At 41.6% G+C, this 20,654-nt stretch carries 17 protein-coding genes; 13 read left to right on the top strand and 4 right to left on the bottom strand.

The annotated features are described in order from the left end of the window. Positions 1 to 1,029, top strand: a complete 1,029-nt coding sequence (locus tag BLS35_RS23375) for a class I fructose-bisphosphate aldolase (RefSeq protein ID WP_090785906.1) — start codon at positions 1 to 3, stop codon at positions 1,027 to 1,029. 26 nt (positions 1,030 to 1,055) lie between these two features. Here BLS35_RS23375 and BLS35_RS23380 read toward each other — a convergent pair whose 3' ends face one another. From BLS35_RS23380 to BLS35_RS23390, 3 genes are all read right to left on the bottom strand, one after another. Further along, positions 1,056 to 2,183: a sensor histidine kinase gene (locus tag BLS35_RS23380; RefSeq protein WP_090785908.1), complete on the bottom strand. Its 1,128-nt coding sequence runs from the start codon at positions 2,181 to 2,183 to the stop codon at positions 1,056 to 1,058. Between the two features lie 93 nt (positions 2,184 to 2,276). Beyond that, positions 2,277 to 3,107 carry a hypothetical protein gene (locus BLS35_RS23385; RefSeq protein ID WP_090785910.1) on the bottom strand — a complete coding sequence of 277 codons (831 nt, stop codon included), beginning with the start codon at positions 3,105 to 3,107 and terminating at the stop codon, positions 2,277 to 2,279. After that, a complete protein-coding gene (locus tag BLS35_RS23390) occupies positions 3,108 to 3,995 on the bottom strand; it encodes a 1-aminocyclopropane-1-carboxylate deaminase/D-cysteine desulfhydrase (RefSeq protein ID WP_090785912.1) in 888 nt (295 codons plus the stop codon). A gap of 351 nt (positions 3,996 to 4,346) precedes the next feature. Between BLS35_RS23390 and BLS35_RS23395 the strand changes: the two genes are divergently transcribed. Together BLS35_RS23395 and BLS35_RS23400 are read left to right on the top strand one after the other, a co-directional pair. Then, complete coding sequence (locus tag BLS35_RS23395; protein WP_090785914.1) at positions 4,347 to 5,378, top strand: RluA family pseudouridine synthase; 1,032 nt, start codon at positions 4,347 to 4,349, stop codon at positions 5,376 to 5,378. A 17-nt stretch (positions 5,379 to 5,395) separates the two neighbouring features. Continuing rightward, complete coding sequence (locus BLS35_RS23400; RefSeq protein ID WP_090785916.1) at positions 5,396 to 6,232, top strand: aminotransferase class IV; 837 nt, start codon at positions 5,396 to 5,398, stop codon at positions 6,230 to 6,232. A gap of 23 nt (positions 6,233 to 6,255) precedes the next feature. Here BLS35_RS23400 and BLS35_RS23405 read toward each other — a convergent pair whose 3' ends face one another. Then, positions 6,256 to 6,708 (bottom strand): Lrp/AsnC family transcriptional regulator, encoded by a 453-nt coding sequence (locus tag BLS35_RS23405; RefSeq protein WP_090785918.1) that lies wholly within the window; start codon positions 6,706 to 6,708, stop codon positions 6,256 to 6,258. 147 nt (positions 6,709 to 6,855) lie between these two features. Here BLS35_RS23405 and rocD point away from each other — a divergent pair, with 147 nt between their 5' ends. From rocD to BLS35_RS23455, 10 genes are all read left to right on the top strand, one after another. Continuing rightward, positions 6,856 to 8,115 (top strand): ornithine--oxo-acid transaminase, encoded by a 1,260-nt coding sequence (rocD, locus tag BLS35_RS23410; protein ID WP_090785920.1) that lies wholly within the window; start codon positions 6,856 to 6,858, stop codon positions 8,113 to 8,115. Between the two features lie 6 nt (positions 8,116 to 8,121). After that, positions 8,122 to 9,072, top strand: a complete 951-nt coding sequence (locus tag BLS35_RS23415) for an arginase (RefSeq protein WP_090785921.1) — start codon at positions 8,122 to 8,124, stop codon at positions 9,070 to 9,072. Between the two features lie 65 nt (positions 9,073 to 9,137). After that, positions 9,138 to 9,734 carry an RNA polymerase sigma factor gene (locus BLS35_RS23420; RefSeq protein ID WP_090785923.1) on the top strand — a complete coding sequence of 199 codons (597 nt, stop codon included), beginning with the start codon at positions 9,138 to 9,140 and terminating at the stop codon, positions 9,732 to 9,734. Between the two features lie 147 nt (positions 9,735 to 9,881). Then, complete coding sequence (locus tag BLS35_RS23425; protein ID WP_132226055.1) at positions 9,882 to 11,012, top strand: FecR family protein; 1,131 nt, start codon at positions 9,882 to 9,884, stop codon at positions 11,010 to 11,012. Between the two features lie 203 nt (positions 11,013 to 11,215). Continuing rightward, a complete protein-coding gene (locus tag BLS35_RS23430) occupies positions 11,216 to 14,551 on the top strand; it encodes a SusC/RagA family TonB-linked outer membrane protein (RefSeq protein ID WP_090785927.1) in 3,336 nt (1,111 codons plus the stop codon). A 12-nt stretch (positions 14,552 to 14,563) separates the two neighbouring features. Beyond that, positions 14,564 to 15,973 (top strand): RagB/SusD family nutrient uptake outer membrane protein, encoded by a 1,410-nt coding sequence (locus BLS35_RS23435; protein WP_090785928.1) that lies wholly within the window; start codon positions 14,564 to 14,566, stop codon positions 15,971 to 15,973. 17 nt (positions 15,974 to 15,990) lie between these two features. Further along, the gene (locus tag BLS35_RS23440; protein WP_090785930.1) at positions 15,991 to 16,698 is read left to right on the top strand and encodes a DUF4843 domain-containing protein; all 708 of its coding nucleotides are present in this window, start codon (positions 15,991 to 15,993) and stop codon (positions 16,696 to 16,698) included. Positions 16,699 to 16,721: 23 nt separating this feature from the next. After that, a complete protein-coding gene (locus BLS35_RS23445) occupies positions 16,722 to 18,140 on the top strand; it encodes a PKD-like family lipoprotein (protein WP_090785932.1) in 1,419 nt (472 codons plus the stop codon). A 21-nt stretch (positions 18,141 to 18,161) separates the two neighbouring features. Continuing rightward, positions 18,162 to 19,418, top strand: a complete 1,257-nt coding sequence (locus BLS35_RS23450; protein WP_090785933.1) for a TlpA disulfide reductase family protein — start codon at positions 18,162 to 18,164, stop codon at positions 19,416 to 19,418. 18 nt (positions 19,419 to 19,436) lie between these two features. Next, the gene (locus tag BLS35_RS23455) at positions 19,437 to 20,630 is read left to right on the top strand and encodes a TlpA disulfide reductase family protein (protein ID WP_090785935.1); all 1,194 of its coding nucleotides are present in this window, start codon (positions 19,437 to 19,439) and stop codon (positions 20,628 to 20,630) included. The last annotated feature ends 24 nt before the right edge of the window (positions 20,631 to 20,654 follow it).

A 20,654-nucleotide genomic window follows, 5' to 3' on the forward strand; every position in this document is an offset into this window, starting at 1 on the left:
ATGTACGCATTAGAACTTAAAAACATCGCTCAAAGGCTGATGGCCGACGATAAAGGATTGTTGGCAATGGATGAAAGTCTGGGCACCTGCAACAATAGATTTAAGGCGTTGGGGATTCCCCAAACTGAAGAGTTTAGGCGAAAGTATCGTGAACTGATTGTGACTACGCCTTGTCTGGAGGAAAGTATTAGTGGAGCCATTCTTTTTGATGAAACCATTTATCAAAAAACAGAAAGCGGTATTTCATTTTTGGAGATATTAGAGCGTAAAGGAATTATTGCCGGAATAAAAGTAGATCAGGGCACAGTAAATTTACCTGCATTTCCTGGCGAAAAAATTACGGAAGGCTTAGATGGAATGGGGGAGCGTTTAGCCGGCTATTATAAATTAGGTTTGCGTTTTGCCAAGTTTCGTGCAGTCATTACCATTGATAAAGGGAACCCCACAAAAACCTGTATAAAAGCCAATGCTTTTACTTTAGCAAGGTATGCTGCACTTTGTCAGGAAGCCGGAATTGTACCTGTTGTAGAGCCTGAAGTGCTCATGGATGGAGATCATACGCTTCAACAATGTGCCGCAGTTACACAAGATGTATTGCATGCCGTATTTAATGAGTTATACGAACAAAGGGTTTCGCTGGAAGGGATGATCTTAAAACCGAACATGATTTTGCCAGGATTAAACTGCCCCGATCAAAGTGATACAGAGGAAATCTCCTCCGAGACCGTTTCTGCTTTTCTTAAATTGATTCCTGCTGCGGTCGGGGGTATTGCATTTCTGTCTGGTGGACAAGCCTATCAACTGGCTTCAGAACGTTTAAATATGATGCAGCTTAGGTTTGGTACATTGATGCCATGGTCTTTAACATTTTCTTTTTCAAGGGCCATTCAGCAACCTGCTTTGGAGATTTGGAAAGGTGAGGATAAAAACAAAGAGGCTGCACAAAAGATGTTGCAGCACCGTGCCGCTTGTAATAGCGCTGCCCGCAGGGCAGAATATACCCCAGAAATGGAAGCCCTCTTGATTTAGCGATCATGAAACAACTCATGAGCTTATTAGCCCTGCTTAAAGTAGATTTTGAAAGTAGTTCCTTTATCAACTTCACTTTCTACACTTACTTTTCCACCCATCGCTTCTATCTGATTTTTAGTGATGAATAAACCTATTCCTCTAGCATCTTTATTGTTGTGGAAGGTTTTATACATACCAAATATTTTATCCCGGTTAAGCCTTAAGTCTATCCCCATCCCATTATCCTGGATACTCAGCGCCACTAAATTATCCTCAATTTCGGCAAAAAGTTTAATGACTGGCGTCCTTCCGGCAGCATGATATTTGATTGAATTGGTTAAGAAATTAAGTAGTATGCTATCCAGATAGGCAGGGACTACCCCTATATTAATATCCCGTTCTACATCGTTGATACAGATTACATCTTCCGCTTTTAGTAAGGCTTCAATATTACCAATAGCTCCATTGATGGCCTTCTTAAGGTTAACTTTAGTTAGCGTCTGGGTAATGGTGGTATTAACTGCTACCACTTCATTTAGATGTCCTATTGTTTCCTGAAGGTTAGAAGCTGCATGACGGAACATGTTAAACAATTCTTTCCTCGAATTCTCATCAGTCTCGGTTTCAATAAAGTTCAGCAACATCGTGAGGTTTCCGGAGTGGGAGCGGAGGTTATGAGAAACGATATGAGCAAAATTAAGTAGTCGTCTATTTTGGTCGTTGGTTACATCTAAAACAGATTTCATTTCGTACTCAGCCTCTTTAACCTTACTGATGTCAGTAAGCTGCGAAATGAAGTGCAAAGGTTTGCCATTGCTGTTTTTGATGATGGATACCGCAAGAATCACCCAAACCAAGTGGCCATTTTTATGGAAATATCTTTTTTCCATTTGGTAGGATTCAATTTTTCCGTCCAGCATGTCATGCAGCAAGTCTAAGTCCTTATCTAGGTCATCCGGATGCGTAATGTCTTGAAAAGTGAGTTTCAGTAATTCTGACGAGGTATATCCAAGGATTTTAGAGATACTATTGTTGATACGGAGCCATTTGCCTTTTAGGCTTACAATGGCCATACCGATTGCCGCATTTTCAAATGCACGCGAAAACCTATCTTCGCTGAGCCTTAGTTTCTCACTGAGGTGCTGATTTGCCAAATCATTATTTTTTAGCATGCCGATAAAATATTTATATCCCTATTGTATTCCATACAAGCGTATGCAATATTTTATATAATATACGGAATATTACTGATTAAGTTTTAATTATTATTTGCTTTTTATCCAGTCTTTTAGCCTTTTAAATAAGTCTTTTTTAAGCGGCTTCGGTTTCCCGTCGTGCGTGATCTGATTTGTGTAGTTATAGATCAGTTTTTCTGTATATGCAGCCAAACTCGGGTCTGATTTAAGCGCTTCTAAAAAAGGGGCTGCGTTGTGATTAAGCGTTGCATTAAAAGAAATACTCTGATATTCGCTTATCACTATATCGGCTGCATTTTTATTGATTGGCAAACTGCCATTCTCTGCAAAATAATCAATATGGAAAATCTCAGGATCCAGTTTTCTTAGCCTTTTTGTTCCCTTTCTTTCATTCCGCCATGGATGCTCATTGGGTTTAAGTTGTTGCTTCAGGAAAGCTTTGTTCCACAGGGATACCTGGTGCGACATTAAAAAGTTACTCTCCTGGTTATTTAGTTTAGAAACATTAAAACCCTTGATAAATATGTCGGTGCTGGTTGTCTTAAACACATCAGATGAGTTGAGCTTTACCAGGTTCCATTTGTTGGCCAATACGAGCTTAAATAGCTCCGTAAATACGTCTTTATCTACAGGCTTGTTTAGCCACATGTCCTCCTGGAAATAAATGACATATTCTTCTTCAATCTGATCAAGCAGGTTGGACAAACGGTTACTCCATTCTCCTTTTCCTGATTTAATATTTTTGAAATTCTTGAAGTCGACAGATTTCTCTTCTGTAGCAAAGTAGTAATTTACGGGGATTTCAAAATCCCAATTTTTCGCAAAGAAATAATCGAAAGCTTTAAATAGCAATTCATATCTATCACAGGCGTGTACAATCAGCGCTATATTTTTTTTCATTTATATCTGCTCAAATTTATCTTTCATTCCCAGTAAGCCAAGTAATCCGCCGGTATGCAAAGCTACGATCTTGTCGCTAGGCTTAAAATAGCCACTGGCATGTAAATGCTCAATAGCGTAAAACATTTTTGCAGTATAAACGGGGTCTATCAGTATGCCTTCAGCTGCGGTAAAATTCTTTATAAAATCGATTAAATCGGGGGAGGTTTTGGCGTAGCCGCCAAAGTGATAGTCGGTATGCAATATCAGTTGGGCTGTGCCACCGGTATATTTTGAAATTTCATCGGCAATAAAATCGCCACCTTTTAAAACAGGTATAACGTGTAATTTTGTTTTTAATCCCCTTTGATGGATGCCGGTTAATAGGCCAGCGGCAGTAGTACCCGTTCCTGCTGCACAAAATAAATGATCAATATCTTCCGGTAATTCGGCGATAATCTCGGCGCAGCCTTTAACAGCTTCCGGACTAGCACCGCCTTCATCGACAAAAAAGGCATTTTGATCCTCAGTAAATTGCGTTTCAAATAATAATTTTTTGTTTTTGTAGCTTAGTCTGTCTGTAAAAATCAGCTCCATACCAAATAACCTACACAACATCAACATTTCGTTGTGAATACAGGACACCGCATCGCCACGCACAAAGGCTGTGCTTTTTAAACCGGCTTTTGAACAAGCGGCAGCGGTTGCAACCAAATGATTGGAGTAGGCACCACCAAAAGTTACCAAATGATTTTTTTGTTGCGCATCAGCTGCAGCCAAAATATATTTTAGCTTACGCCACTTATTGCCAGATACATAAGGATCGATTAAATCGTCCCTTTTTACCAGTACCTGATGTCCCGCGAAATCTTTTAATTGTTGAAGAGGGCTTGGTATATTTATAAACATTGCTACAAATATAGCCGCCTTTACTTAGCTATTATGGTTTGAAATAAATCTTTTTAAGTAAGTAGGGGAAGAAATTTAAGATGATTTTAACATTTTGAGTAAAATTTTTCATAGTAGTAGGTTTGTGTTTCTCATTAATTACGAGTTGGTTATGCTCCGGATACATGGTATATCGAGTGGTTTGTAACTGTCTCATAAGTTATAATATTAGGTATGTGCAGTAACTTAACAAAAAGCAGACCAATTTCTTTTTAAATATGTAATACTTAAAGATTAGTTTTGCAGCTTGGAATCTGCGATGTTAAAAGCTGCTGCAAATTCCATTATGGATAAATAAGAATTAAAAACTAAATGGAAAACAGCAACTCAGGGCCGGAATTAGAAGAGCAAGATTTATACGAACATTTTAACATTGTTGTAGATAAGGGGCAGTCTTTGTTGCGCGTAGATAAGTTTTTGATGCAACGCATGGAAAATGCGTCGCGTAACCGTATCCAAAATGCAATTGATGCCGGCAACGTACTGGTTAATCAGAAAACAGTTAAACCTAGCTATAAGGTAAAACCGCTAGACGAGATTTCCATTGTATTTCCGCATCCACCTCGTGATACTGAAGTTTATCCTGAGGATATTCCATTGGATATTGTGTATGAGGATGAGGACCTATTGGTCGTAAATAAAGTTGCTGGGATGGTTGTGCACCCTGGTTTTAACAATTATACAGGAACCCTGGTTAATGCTTTGGCTTTTCATTTTGAACAATTGCCACAGTTACCAGGTAACGAGGGGAGACCTGGTTTGGTACACCGTATAGACAAGGATACATCTGGTTTGTTGCTGATTAGCAAGAATGAGATGACGATGACGAAGCTGGCTAAACAGTTTTTTGACCATACCATTACCCGAAAATATGTGGCTTTGGCTTGGGGTGATATAGAACAAGACGGTACCGTTACGGGTTATATAGGCAGAAGCTTAAAAAACCGAATTGTAATGGATGTATACGATGATGAAGAAAAAGGTAAGTGGTCGGTAACACATTATAAGGTGTTAGAGCGTTTAGGTTATGTAACCTTAATTAGTTGCCAGCTAGAAACTGGCCGTACACATCAAATCAGAGCGCATATGCAGCACATTGGTCACCCTTTATTTAACGATGCCAATTACGGTGGAGATAAAATTTTAAAAGGAACAACTTTTACCAAATACAAGCAATTTGTACAAAACTGCTTTAATATTTTACCGCGTCAGGCACTTCATGCACAAACTTTAGGATTTATTCATCCGAGGACTAAAAAATATATGGAATTTGAAGCACCTTTGCCTTCCGATTTCGACTCGGCATTGAATAAATGGAGAAATTACATTGTACAACCTTCCTAATACGCTGGCGCAGATAGATGCAAGAATATATTTTACATAATGATGAGTTTGTAGCCATCAATCACCCAATATTTACGGCCGGTAACCGTGGATTTAAATACGGCGATGGGCTCTTTGAGACGATGCGCATGTGCAATGGCAAGCTAAAATTTGCCGAGCTACATGCGGATCGGTTACGTGCAGGGATGATGGCCCTGAAAATGGATGGTAGCGCTTTGCTTGATGAATATTTTTTGAAGCAGAAAACATCCGAACTTTGCAAAAAGAATAAATTAAAAGATAATGTCCGTTTCAGGCTATCGGTTTACCGTGCCGGAGACGGGTTATACACACCTAATGTTAATAAGTCGGGTTATGTTTTAGAAGCTTCTGCACTTGAAGAAGGTAACTACGAGTTGAATAAAAAAGGGCTGATCATTGATGTTTTTGATGAATTGACTAAGCCTGTAAATAGTCTTTCTAACTATAAAACAAGCAATTCTTTGCTGTATGTAATGGCCGGACTTTATAAGAAACAGCAGCGCCTTGATGATGCCTTTATTTTAAACCAACATGGTTTTTTATGCGAAAGTATTAGTTCTAATATTTTTGTTGTTTACGATAAAAAGATCTACACCCCTGCATTATCTGAGGGCTGTGTGGCTGGCGTAATGCGTAATGTAGTAATGAGCATGGCCAAAGCACACGAGATCCCTGTGATTGAGGCACAGATTAATCCAGAAATATTAAAAGCTGCCGAAGAGGTATTCATCACCAATGCCATTAGTGGTATACGTTGGGTAATGGGCTATGGCCGTAAACGTTATTTTAACGAGATGACTAAGCTGTTAAGCGCAAAGCTGAACAGTTTTTAAAAATCGCTATACAGTAACAGATTCTATAAAATGAGATTTCTTTTAAAGGCGCAGCCCAGCTCGATAATAGAATCTGTTTTGGCAATACCAGGTATATTATCAATTTTTTCATAAAGCACCTTTCTCATGTGCTCATGATTTTTAGCCACAATCTTAATATATAGCGTATAATTACCGGTAATATAATAACACTCGGTAACCTCAGGGATTTTCTTTAGTTCTGCTATAATGCGATTTGAATCCTGATCTTTTTCCAGTGTTATTCCGGTAAATGCGCCCCAGTCATAACCAATCTTTTTTTCGTCTAACACGGGTTTGATACCTGTTAAAATGCCTTGTTCAGTTAACCTCGATATCCTTTGATGTATCATTGTATTGGATACACCCAGGGCAGTCGCAATAGCTGAATACGCCATTCGGCCGTCCTTTTCAAGTTCTTTTAAAATTTGAATATCAAAATCGTCAATACCATTCATGTTTTTTGCAGTTTAATACAAATCCAAATATCGAACATTTTAAGTTAAATTCACTTTATAAGTGTAGCAAATAAGTTAAATAAAACTTTTTTAAGCCTAGTAATATGAAATTTTGCTAACTTCGCTTCGGCTGACAAGTATTCGACAATGGAGAATTTAATAGAAAAAAGCGCTAGTGAAATGTTAATCGCTAAGGAAGATAAGTATGGCGCGCACAATTATCATCCGTTACCAGTTGTATTAACCCGTGGAAAAGGCGTGTATGTATGGGATGTAGAGGAAATGAAATATTTCGATTTTCTTTCGGCTTATTCAGCTGTAAATCAAGGACACTGTCACCCTCGAATTATTGATGCCCTCAAAAACCAGGCAGAGCAACTCACGTTGACTTCAAGAGCTTTTTATAGCGATAAATTAGGTGACTTTGAAGAGTTTGTCTGTAACTTATTTGGTTATGATAAGGCCCTGATCATGAATTCAGGCGTTGAGGCTGTGGAAACAGCCATGAAGCTTTGTCGGAAATGGGCATACCAAATCAAAGGAATTCCAGCAAATCAGGCTAAAATTGTTTTTGCCGATGGGAATTTCCATGGCAGGACCATTTCAGTGATCTCAGCTTCTAACGATGAAAGTGCAAGAAAAGATTTTGGACCTTTCGTATCTGGAATAACACATGTTCCGTATAATGATGTAGATGCTTTTGAAACCTTATTGAAAACTGATCATAATATTGCAGGCTTTATTGTCGAACCGATACAGGGAGAAGCTGGTGTTGTTGTGCCCGATAGCGATTATCTAAAACGCATTAAAGCACTTTGTCAGGCCCACAACGTACTCTTCATTGCGGATGAAATCCAAACGGGAATTGCGCGTACCGGAAGTATGTTGGCTTCATATGATGTCAATACTGAGGAAAAAAGCGATCAACCTGATATTTTAATACTGGGGAAAGCCATCTCAGGAGGTGTGTTGCCTGTTTCGGCAGTTTTGGCCAATGACGAGATTATGCTGACCATCAAACCTGGCGAGCATGGGTCAACCTATGGCGGAAATCCATTGGCTTGTGCCGTGGCGAAGGAGGCTTTGCAGGTCGTGATTGATGAAAACTTAGCTGAAAATGCCCAGAAGCTTGGTGAACAATTCCGGTCTGGCCTTGAAGCCATTGCTGAAAAAACAGATTTAATTCAATTGGTGAGAGGAAAGGGGCTACTTAACGCAATCGTAATCAATAGTAGCGAAGAATCTGACATGGCCTGGGACATCTGCATGAAATTTAAAGAGAATGGTTTACTGGCCAAACCTACCCATGGCAATAAAATCCGCTTCGCTCCTCCGTTGGTTATTACAGCAGCACAAATTACCGAAAGTCTGGCCATCATCGAAAAATCTTTACTGGAGTTTGCTTAGAAATTTATGAAGAGACCGATCAGGCTCATAAAAAACAGATCCGATATTGGGGCAGGAACCCGGGGATCTGATATGGGCATAGATGCCATTGAAATTGCGGCCATCAACAAGGGGAGTGAATACTTTAACAATTTCCCTTTTGTAGATGTAGAAACACATAATGAAACGATCTATAACAAAGACCGGAATTCTTTTGCCAAAAGAATTGAGCATGTATTACAGCAATGCTCCCGTGTAGCCAAAACGGTTGAAAATACTTTACTGGATAACTACTTCCCTTTGGTGCTTTCAGGCGATCATTCCTCTGCTTTGGGTACTATTAGTGGCATCAAAACTGCATATCCTGATAAAACCCTTGGTGTAATCTGGATAGATGCACATGCGGATTTGCACTCGCCTTATACTTCTCCTTCGGGAAACATACATGGAATGCCGCTTGCCGCTGCCTTGGCTAACGATAATTTAAGTTGCCAGGTTAATCAGGTTGAGGGAGAGACTTTAGCTTTCTGGGATAAATTAAAAACAATCGGAACCACTGCATACAAACTAAAACCAGAACATTTAATCTATTTTGGAGTTCGAGACACGGAAGAAGCTGAAGATCTTCAAATCCAGAATTTAGGGATTAAAAACTATAAGGTAGAAGAAGTACGTTTCAGAGGATTAGAAATCTGTGTGCAGGAAGCGCTGGAAAAACTATCAGATTGTGATTTGATCTATGTTTCTTTTGATGTAGACAGTATGGATTGCGATCTGATCTCTCATGGAACCGGAACCCCCGTTTCAAAAGGATTTGACCAGCATGAAATTGTGGCTATTGTAAAAAGGATCATTGTCTCTCAAAAGGTGTTATGCTTTGAAGTGGTAGAAGTTAATCCATTGCTGGACAACAAAGGCAATCGAATGGCTGAGACGGCATTCGAAATATTGGAAGAGGTAACCATATCTATAAACTAACCGACTAGTATATTTCATTAACCGAGTCGTTATCTTCGATCCTTACCGATTAAATATGTATTTTTATGGCGCTCGGAATTATGAAAGACTACGGCAGCTATACAGATCAGCAATTGGTAACCTTATTAAAGGATAGAGACGATAGCGCTTTTACAGAAATCTATGAACGCTACTGGTCTGTATTATACATCCATGCAAGGCGTTTGCTGCACGACGATGATTTAGCGCAAGATACTGTGCATGATGTGTTTGCCACGTTATGGAAGAAAGCAGCTGACCTTCAGCTAACAACCAGTTTAAATTCTTATTTGTATAGAACCGTAAAGAATGCGATCCTGAATGACATCCGTCATGAGCGTGTAGCGGCCAACTACCTCGCTGATCTAAAGCGGTTTTACCAGGAGGGAGCAACTTCCACGGATGAATTGGTACATTTAAAAGAATTGCAGGCGCTGATTGAGCAGGAAATTCAAAATCTTCCTGAAGAAATGAGAAAAGTTTTCGAAATGAGCCGGAAGCGACATTTGAGCAACGCTGAAATCGCGCTCGAACTCAATAAATCTGAGCTGACTGTCAAAAATCAGATTAAAAGGGCGAAAGATATCCTGCGGGACCGGCTAGATCTACCGTCATTGTTGATCTTATTATTGTTAAAGCCCTGATCCTCCTCAATTACTTTGTTTTCCAGCGTAGATTATTAGCTCCTGGTTCAATTTTTATTATTTTTTTAAATATTTTTTGATGATGGCTAGTCATTCCAGGTTAGCAAAGTGTCTTACCAATATATCCTGGAAAAAAAAACTTGTAAAATGGAGCATGAAGACATCAAAAATTTAATCGCTAAATATCAGGATGGAACCGCGAGTCAGGAGGAAAGACTGGTTGTCGACGAATGGTATAATTTCATTACGAAAAAAGAGGCCAGCAAACCCGTCGATTTTGATGTGATTTCAGCGAAGGATGCGATATGGTCCCGTTTATCTCTGGATATTCAGGAGCCGAAAAAGAATAAATCATTATATCTGTATGTTGCCGGGTTAGCTGCAGCAATTGCGCTTATTCTTTCGGGTGTTTACTTTTTCTACACTGCAACGCCCCCTGCAGATAAACCCATGGTTAAAAATGAGCAACGAAATGATGTTGGACCAGGGAAATTTGGTGCTACACTGACACTGGCTAATGGCAGGAAGATCAGGTTGGCTGACGTGTCAAAGGGCGAACTGGCGAAGGAAGCCGGTATCTCTATTTCTAAAACCGCCGATGGCCAGCTGGTTTATTCAGTTGAAAAATCGGTTTCTGCTGAAAATGCGGTCAACACTATTGCTACCGCCAATGGTGAAATCTATGAAATCCACTTACCTGATGGTACATTGATCCATTTAAATGCGGCTTCGAGCCTGACTTACAAAACCTCTTTAATTGAAAATGGAAAACGTGTGGTTAGCTTGAAGGGTGAAGGGTATTTTGAAGTCGCTAAAGACAGGCAGCATCCTTTTATTGTAAAAACGGATAAACAAGAAGTCGAAGTACTCGGTACACATTTTAACATCAGCAGTTATGCCGATGATGAGGTAGAAAAAACGACACTTCTGGAAGGAAGTATCAGACTACGTACTGCGGGTATTTCCAGGATTTTGAAACCTGGTCAGCAGGGTAAACTCAGAAACGGAAAACTGACTGTTATTGAAACCGATACAGACCTGGTTGTGGCCTGGAAAAACAATGAGTTTATGTTTGAAAGTGAGCGCATTGAAGACTTGATGAAGATGGTGGAACGCTGGTATAATGTTGAAGTGATTTATGTGGGTGAGAAAACCACAGAGCGGTTCAGTGGCGGTGTGTCAAGATTTGATAATATATCTAAAGTGCTCAACATTGTGGAGGCGACGGGTGCCAGCCATTTTACTGTAAAAGGAAGAAAAATCTACGTCTCTAAGTAATAACCTAAACTAACAGAGTATTAACCTTTAATTTGAAAGCATGAAAAGAAGATTACCATAAGCGCATCGTGAAAAAGAAACCAGAAATGCCTTTAGCACCCCTGGTTTCAGTCTGGCACATTTAATTTTTAAAAATCAACGTTAACCGCAGATCCCTGGATCCTGGAAAGAAAAGGAGTCTGCTCAACCAAACCTAAACACTAATGTATCAAAATTCACGGAAATTTGGTATGCCTAAACGGCTATACCATAAAATATTGCTGACTATGCGTTTAACCATCGTGATATTAATAGCATGTCTTATGCAGGTTAGTGCCTCGAGCCTTGCACAAAGAGTAACCTTATCTAAATCAAATACGCCTTTAAAGGCTATTTTTAAGGAGTTAAAGGCACAAACAGGTTATAATTTCTTTTATACCGACAATTTATTAGACAATGTCGGGCCTGTAAGTATCAACGTGAGAAATTCAGACCTGGCCGATGTACTGGAATTGATTTTTAGCGGGCAGCAACTGGACTATTTAATCCGGGATAAGACGGTTATCGTCAAAGCAGCCACAGTGACAAGACAGAATATCATTTCAGGTTTTGTGGGTGACAAAAAGGACCGCAAGGCACTTCCAATGGTCACAGTTGCCATTAAGGGAACAAAATCATCCGTGCAGACAGACCAGAACGGAAAATTTACGATCAGTGTACCCAGTGGTGCCAAAGCGTTGGAATTTCGTTATTTAGGCTACAAGACCATAGAAATTCCGATTACTGTAAATGCCGATTACACCATCTATATGGAGGAAGATCAGAGAGTACTGAACGAAACGGTCATAACAGGTATATTTGACCGGAAGTCCGGTAGTTTTTCGGGGGCAGCAAGAACGCTGACCGGTGTTGAGCTGAAAAAAGTAAGCTCCAATAATGTTTTTGCAGCCGTAGCGGCACTAGACCCTGCATTTCGCATTGTACCAAATAATGTTGCAGGTGGTAATATCAACCAGTTGCCTGAAATTCAGATGCGTGGGCAGAATTCATTCCCTAATCTTACCGGACAGCTTTCAGGGAACCCCAATGCACCGCTTTTTATCTTAGATGGTTTTGAGGTGAGCCTGCAAAGAATAGTGGATCTGGATATGAACTTAATCAGTAGCATTACCTTGTTAAAAGATGCGTCGGCCACCGCTATTTACGGTTCCAGAGGTGCCAATGGAATTATGGTAGTGACCACAGTGGTGCCACAAGCTGGTAAAATTCAGGTGACCTTTAACAATGACTTCAGGTTTACCACACCCGATTTGTCGGTGTATAACCTGTTGGATGCCAAAGATAAACTTAATTTTGAGCAACGCGCCGGCGTTTATGCCGGTGGCAGTAACCAGCAGCAAAACAAATTGGATGTCCTGTATAACGAACGGTACAAAGCGATGGTTAGTGGCGTGAACACCGACTGGCTGGCCTTACCTGTACAGAACGGCTACAGTAACAGAAGTTCGCTATACCTGCAGGGTGGAGATGAAACCATCCGTTACGGCCTCCAGTTTTCAGGTGATATGGCCTCAGGCGTCATGAAAGGGCAGACGAGAAATAATTATTCGGGACAGTTTGACCTGAACTATGTAGTTAAAAAATTCCAGTTCAGCAATTCCATCCGTATTTTCCAGAATAAGGCGAATGAATCTCCATATGGTAATTTTAGTGAATACGTAACGATGAACCCTTACTGGGCCCCTTATGATGAAAACGGAAAAGCAAAAAAAATGCTGGAAGATTATCGCATAGACAATACGGTATATAGCCAGACCAGTCCGGTATACGATGCGACTTTAAATTCTGTGAACAGCAGTAAATATTTTGGTTTATCTAACAACCTAACGGTCAGATATACAGCTTCGTCTGCATTTTACCTCGAAAGCAGACTGAGTCTCAATAAGCAAAACTCGGCCGCAGATCAGTTCTATTCTGCCGAAGACAGCCGCTTTTCAGAAATTACTGACCTCAACAGGAAAGGGAGCTATACGGTCAGGAATGAAAATACAGGAAGTTACCAAAGTCTGACCACCGCAAACCTGAATCTGAGTTACGGCCCCCATCAGATCTTTTCAAATATAGGTTTCGATATCAGGAACAGTAATTCTGAGTATTATAGCATCACCGCTGAAGGATTCCCATACGATCGCCTGGATAACCTGCTCTTTGCCACACAATACCAGGCCAACGGCCGTCCAACAGGTGATGAGAGTACGGTACGTAGTTTGGGCCTGATTTATAGTGGCAGCTACACTTACGACAACCGTTTTCTTGCTGATGTATCCTTCCGTCGTGACGGCTCTTCCCAGTACGGCTCTAAAAAGCGGTTTGGCACCTTTTGGTCAACAGGTATTGGCTGGAACATCCACAATGAAAAATTCTTTAGAAAGGGCGACGTAGTCAACCGCCTGAAAATACGGGCCAGTTATGGCCCTACAGGCTCACAAAACCTACCTGCCTATGCTTCACAATTCAGGTATAACTTTGGTACCAGTACCAGTTATTACGGTGAACTGGGCTCAACACTGATCGGACTGGGGAACGAAAAACTGAGCTGGCAAAACGTTTATAAAGGCAATATCGGCGCAGATGTAGTCCTGTTCAAAGAGAAACTGGATTTGCGCGTTGACTTTTATCGGGAAAACACCAGGAATGCCCTCACTACCATCTCCCTGGCCCCCTCAACGGGCTTTACCAGCTATTCTGAAAACCTCGGACAACTCCAGAATACAGGCTTCGAGTTCTCAATGCGCTACAAGATCCTTGAAAATGCGGCCAACGGCCTGCTCTGGTCGGTAAATGTAAATGGTTCCACCAATAAAAATATCCTTAAAGAGATCTCTAACAAACTGAAAGCCTCCAATGACATCGCAAACAATGCAAACACCGATCAGGTGGTGCCTAATGTGTTGTTTCAGGAAGGCGAGTCGCTCAATACCATCTATGTCGTGCGCTCATTAGGGGTCGATCCGGCAACAGGATCGGAATTATATCTGACAAAAAACGGGGAGAAAACCTTTACCTGGAATGCCGTGGATAAAGTCGCTTTTGGAATTGCTCAGCCAAAATGGAACGGAAACTTTGGTTCTAACTTTATGTATAAAGGCTTTGACCTGAACCTCATCTTTAATTATCAGTTTGGTGGGCAGCTGTATAACCAGACGCTGATTGACCGTGTTGAATCTGTAGATCCTGCTTTCAACGTAGACCGCCGCGCTTTCGACCTGGGCTGGTCGGGCCCTGGCGATGTGAGCCGTTATACCCGCATTGGTACCTCAACAGCTGACACCCGATTAACCTCAAGGTTTGTACAGGATGACAACAACCTGACTTTAAGCTCCGCTTCCATCGGCTACAATTTTTTCAGAAGGGCTTTTCTTAAAAAAATAGGCATGCGGAGTATGCAGGTCACTGCGATTACAAATGATCTTTTCAGGATCAGCAGTATCCAGATCGAACGGGGAACAAGCAATCCTTTCGCCCGGACTTATTCATTGTCTTTAAGAGTTGGTTTTTAAAAAAATAGAATTATGAATACTAAAATATTGATCACATTATTTTTGATTTCATCAGTGATGCTGACTTCCTGTAAAAAATTCTTGGATGTGAACCCCAAATCAAGTCTTTCTGAAGAGCAGCTTTTTGATTCAGAAATAGGGTTTCAGCAGGCGCTGACAGGCGTTTATTCGCAGATGGCTACCCGTAGCTTATACGGTGACAACCTTTCTATGGGGTTTGTAAGTGCTTTGGCGCAAAATTATGCGGTTTCCGGTACGGGAGCTCCATTTGTACAGACCAGAGCACTAAACTACACGTCGGCGGAAGTGATGGGGTATACCAGCGCGATATGGAATACCAGCTATTCTGCCATCGCAGGTTTAAACAAGGTACTGGAAAATACCCTGGAGAAAAGAAATGTGCTTTCTGACCAGAACTATGCAATGATCCGCGGAGAAGCGCTGGGATTGCGGGCTTATCTGCATTTTGAGCTCCTGCGGATGTTTGGACCTGAATTCACTGCGGGGGCAGCTGAAAAAGCCATCCCTTATAAAACTGCCGTAGACGAGTTTGCCGTAGTGCCTTCAACTACAGAAGAAGTGATCAGGTTAGTCCTTGCCGACCTGACTGAAGCAGCAACACTGTTAAAGGAAAGGGATCCTATCGTTGTTAATAAGGTGAGCAGACGGTCAAAAATGAATTATTATGCGGTTAAGGCACTCGAAGCGAGAGTCCGCTTGTACTCAGGCGATAAAGCTGGTGCTCTTCTTGCTGCACAGGTAGTAACCAGTTCAGGTAAATTTCCTTTTGTAACCAGTGCCGCTGCCTCTGCCGCCGCAGGCTCGCGCGACCGCCTATACCTTAATGAAGAGGTCTTCATGGTCCGTGTGCGGGACATCAGTACCTGGGCTGATCCAGGTTATTTTAAGTTTAATGGTAGCGCAAATTTCAAGCTCACGCGTTCCACGGCCAACTTCAATACCTTATATGAAACCGCTGCAGGTGGAGGAACGGATTTCAGGTACCTATACCGCATTGAGCAGGACCAGACTTCACCATTTCCTTCTAAATTCTGGCAAACGTACCAGTTCAATACCCTGGATACCAACCGCCTTGACCAGCACGTGCCATTGATCAGATTGTCTGAAATGTATTACATCATGGCAGAAGCAGCGTCAGTTACGTCGGATGGTGTAGGTTACCTCAATACAGTAAGGCAGAACAGGGCACTCGCTCCGCTTGCGACCACCATTACACCGGCTTTATTAAACACGGAAATCACTAAAGAATATCAGAAGGAGTTCTATGCAGAGGGTCAGCTGTTTTATTATTACAAGCGGAAAAAAATTGTCCGCATGCAATTTATGACCGCCGACATTCCACTCAGCAAATATCAGCTGCCAGTGCCGGACAGTGAGAAAGAATATAATCCAAATTATTAACGATAAACCTGATAAACATGAAATATCTGTTATTTTTTAGCCTATTGTGCCTTACACTGGCCTGTAAAAAACAGGATGTGGCTACTTATAGTGGTGAAGATGGCATTACCTTTTACAGAGGTCAATATGAAACTGATAGCCTGAGCTATTCCTTTGCTTTTTCCATTACACCGAAACAAAAAGATACCATTTTTCTTAAAATGCGTGTGCAGGGCCCGGCAGTGGGTTATGCCAGGACCGTTGCTGTCAAAGCTGTCGGTGGCACTACCGCCAGGGAAGGTATAGATTACCAGTTGTCTGAAGCGAAGCTTCCAGCGGGTGCTTTAATCTTAATGTATCCCGTGGTATTGCTCAATTCGCCCGGTATGCTGACCAACACTTATAGGCTTGTTGTGGAGGTAGCACCGAATAAAGATTTCGCGACCGGTGCCTTTGGTTCCGACATTACAGGCGAGACCGTTGCTTTAAAATCGATAAAAATCGATGTGAGCAACCGGATCGTACAACCTACGTACTGGACTTCTGTACAAGGCAGCTTTGGCCCCTTCAGTGTCGCTAAATTTAAGTTCATGATCCAAGTAACCGGTCTTACCGATTTCTCAGATGAAGCCATTGGCGTTGATGGCTATTACAACCTCCCTGTTAAACTGAGTAACGCGCTTGCAGCCTACGAAGCCGTCAACGGACCACTCATTGACGAGAACGGAAACCGTGTAACCTTCTAATTTTTTATTAAACTTTTAAGCTCATGCACAAACATATTTTCATAAAAAGCCTGTTCATCAGTATGGTGATGCTGGTGATGGCTTGTCAGAAAGACGAGCAGTCTTTTGTATACGAAAAACAAAATGAGGTAACGATCTCGACCAGTGCCACTGCCTTTACAGTGACACAACTGGATACTTTAAAGGTTTCGCCCACGCTGACTGAGTCTTTACCTTCCGGTGAAGGGTTCGCCTACGAATGGAAGATGTACCTGGTAGGCGGTACCGACACAGCGAAAATCTTATCTACAGAGAAAGACCTGAAGGCTAAAATTAACGTACCTCCCGGTAGTTATTCACTTCGTTATAAGGTGGCTAGTAAAAAAACAGGTGTTGCCTCGTTCAACCTATACCGCGTTACGGTAAACGGCGCATTTTACCAGGGTTGGCTGGTCTCTAACAACAAAGATGGCAAAGCAAGGATGTCCTTCATCCGTACCGATGATGTGGTTTTTGCCGCACCCGCAGAATCGGCGAACAATACCAGCTATCCGGGACGGGCTATCGCTGCATACAGCGGAATCGACCGGAATATTGCGCTGGTTCTGTTTTTTACCGATCAAGGTGTGTACAGGTTCAATGCAAATGATTTTACACAAAATGGCAATACCGCATCTCTTTTTCCTGAAGGAAAGCAGTTTAGTACTTTGCCGGTTTATGGATTGAACAAGCTGGTAACAGACCAATATATTGTGAGTGAGGGCGGCCTTTATGCAGGTTTAGGTCCGTCTTTTTTTCCGGGAGAGGTTTTAAAGCCTTATTCTGATCGGTTTACAGGAGATTATTCCTTGTTTCCGGCGATCATTTCCAGTACGCAAACCTCCAGTTATTTTTACGATAATAAACACCAGCGTTTTATGCAGGCTGCTTACCTGGACCGCGCCATTGTACCTGCAACAGGAAGCAGTACCGCAAGCTTTGATTTAGGCAATGTGGGCAAGACAATGATCGCATGCGATTATGGGGTAAGGGGTTCGTCTAATGATGAGTTTTATTTTGTGATGCAAAATAATGCCGGAGTGCGTTACTTGTTGTCCATAAATGGAACTGTGCCGGGCTTAAATCAGCTCATCGGCAACAGTCCTGACATTGCCACGGCTACAAAATTTGCCACTTCTAGTGTGGTCAAACATCTGTACTATGCATCCGGTGAGAAAATTTATCTATACGATATCTTAGCCAACTCATCGCGTCTGGTGTATACTTTTCCTGCCGACACAAAGATTGCGGACCTCAAAATGCTCCGTGCCACCAGCAAACGTCTGGTGGTAGCTGTAAACAAGGGCACAGCGGGTGAAGTCTATTATTTTGACCTCGACAATCTGGGGAATGCTGTGGGCAATACCTATGTTAAGAAATTCGAAGGCTTTGGGGAAATTGTACATCTGGGGTACAGAAATTAATACACATTAAATTTTAAAATTATGAAAAAAATACTATTATCTGCCTTATATCTGTTTATTGGAGTTGCCGCTTATAGTCAGCAACCGGGTAGTGAATCAAGTCAGGACACGCTGAAGATCAGTGCCGATCTGCTGAAAAAAATAGAGGCTGAACCTGATTTAAGAAAGATGGAGGAACTGTATAAAGAGGCTGCGAAAAAATATGATGAACGGGATTTCGGCCTGTTGGTTTTTGACATGACGATTAAATTTGCCAGGGCTGGTGATACGAAAAAAATGATGGAATACTACAATAAAGTTGACTCGTTTAATCGTAAGGCAGCTTATGCGATTGCTGTTCAGTCGCTGGCTGGTGCTAATCCTAAAGATGCCGAACCTTTGCTTAAAGAAATGACGGTTTCACAGAAACCTAAACCAAAGGTCAATGGTACTGTTAAGCCTGTCTTTTCCCGCAATTATCAAACTACATGTGCTATATATACCCAAACCTTGCTGAAAAATGGAAAAGACAAAGAGGCTTATGATTACATTTCCGGTTTGATCGGTGAGCAAGGAATGGAGAACCCGATTTTAAATGAAGCGTATATTCAGGTCCTGCTTCAGACCCGCCGCTACGCTGAGGCTTTGCCTGTAATGGAGAAGGAAGTCGTTGCAATGACGGTTTCACCGGAAACAAAGGCTAAATTTAAGGACGTTTTTTTAAAAGTAAATGGTGCCAACGCTGATTTTAGCGCCTATGAAAACAAACTGATTCAGGGGATGGAGACAAGTCTGGCTGCGAAAGTAGCCAAAAAGGCAGTGAAAGTATCTGCAACAGATTTTGTCTTGACGGATCTATCGGGTCATAAAGTAGCCTTAAAAGACCTTCGGGGTAAAGTTGTGGTGCTGGATTTCTGGGCCACCTGGTGCGGTCCCTGCAAGGCCTCTTTCCCGGGCATGCAAAAGGCCGTTAACAAGTATAAAAATGATCCTAACGTAAAGTTCTATTTCGTACATACTATGGATAAAGCTGCTGATCCGACAGCGGATGCCCGGAAATACATAAAAGAAAATAATTATAGTTTCGATGTGCTGATGGATTTCAGAAACAAAGAAACCCTGAGCTCAGCTGTGGCCAAAAGTTTTGGCATTAAAGCCATCCCTACCAAGATCATCATTGATGCTGACGGCTTTGTCAGATTTAATACGGTAGGTGCGCATCCAGATGCGGATACCGCGGTCATGGAACTTTCCGCGATGATAGAATTTTCAAAGAAGCCCGTTCTGCCGAAATCATAACAGTAATAACGTAGTGATATGAAAAGAAATAGCTTAAACATAATTGCAATAGCAATCGGGCTGACGTTCTCCGGCCAAGCTTTCGCACAATCCTTACCTGCTGATACGAGTTTTACCGGGTTGTTTAATTCAGTAAAGTCGGAGGTCGACGCTTCGAGAATGGAGTTGATGGTCAACGAAATGATCAAAAAATCAACAGGCGAGCACGACCAGATGCTGATCGATGCGAGTGCGCAGAACACGGCAGTTGCTTTCGCTGAAGCAGGAAATATCGCCAAAGCAAAATATTGGGTAACTAAAGTCCAGACTGCTGATTGGAAAGTCGCTACACTTTCCAATGTGGTCAGGACCTTAATCGATGCAGGTAAATTGAGCGAGGCCGAAAGTCTGATTGGGGAGGAAGACAAACAGCAGTTTGGATTCTTATTTGGTACCATTCGTTTTAAGCAGGGGAAATATAAAGACGCCTTGCCTTACCTGAGGCCTGTAGAAGGGATTAGAAATGGCAATCCGGAATTATATGCTATTGCATTGAGTCGTACAGACGACATAGATCAGGCATTTGCTGAAATAAACAAAATAATGGGCAAATCCGGACATTTCGGAGCTGATTTTCAGAAAGAAGCAAAAGCCGTTTATGTCAAAAAATATGGCAATGACAGTGGCTTTAAGGCTAAGCTAGATTCTGTTTCTGCCGCCGAGTCTAAAAAGATGTTGGCCAAAGTGGAAAAGATGAAAGTAAATGAACCAGCCCCGGGTTTCGAGGTTACGGATTTCAATGGTAAAACGGTGTCTTTAAAAAGCCTGAAAGGCAAAACCATATTCATAGATTTTTGGGCAACCTGGTGTGTGCCTTGCGTGGCTTCTTTCCCGGGCATGCAAAAGGCGGTGGACTATTATAAAAATGACAAGTCAGTCGTATTTATGTTCGTCCATACCGCCGAAAAAAATGCCAATGCTACAGAAGAAGCTAAGAAGATGATTACCGCTAAAAAACACAATTTTGACGTGTATATGGACTTAAAAGACAAAACCACTGGTAAAAATCCCATGCTGTCGGCTTTTCAAGTCAGGGGGTTGCCAACAAAGCTGGTCATTGATAAGGATGGGATCATTAGGTTCAGGACTGCGGGATTCATTGGCTTGGACGAAGCAATACCTGAAATCAGCACAATGATTGAGTTGGCAAAAAAGCCTGTTAATAACAACTAAATAAACACTACTTAAATTAAATGA

Source organism: Pedobacter sp. ok626 (genome assembly GCF_900100435.1).
In the GTDB taxonomy this organism is placed as follows: domain Bacteria; phylum Bacteroidota; class Bacteroidia; order Sphingobacteriales; family Sphingobacteriaceae; genus Pedobacter.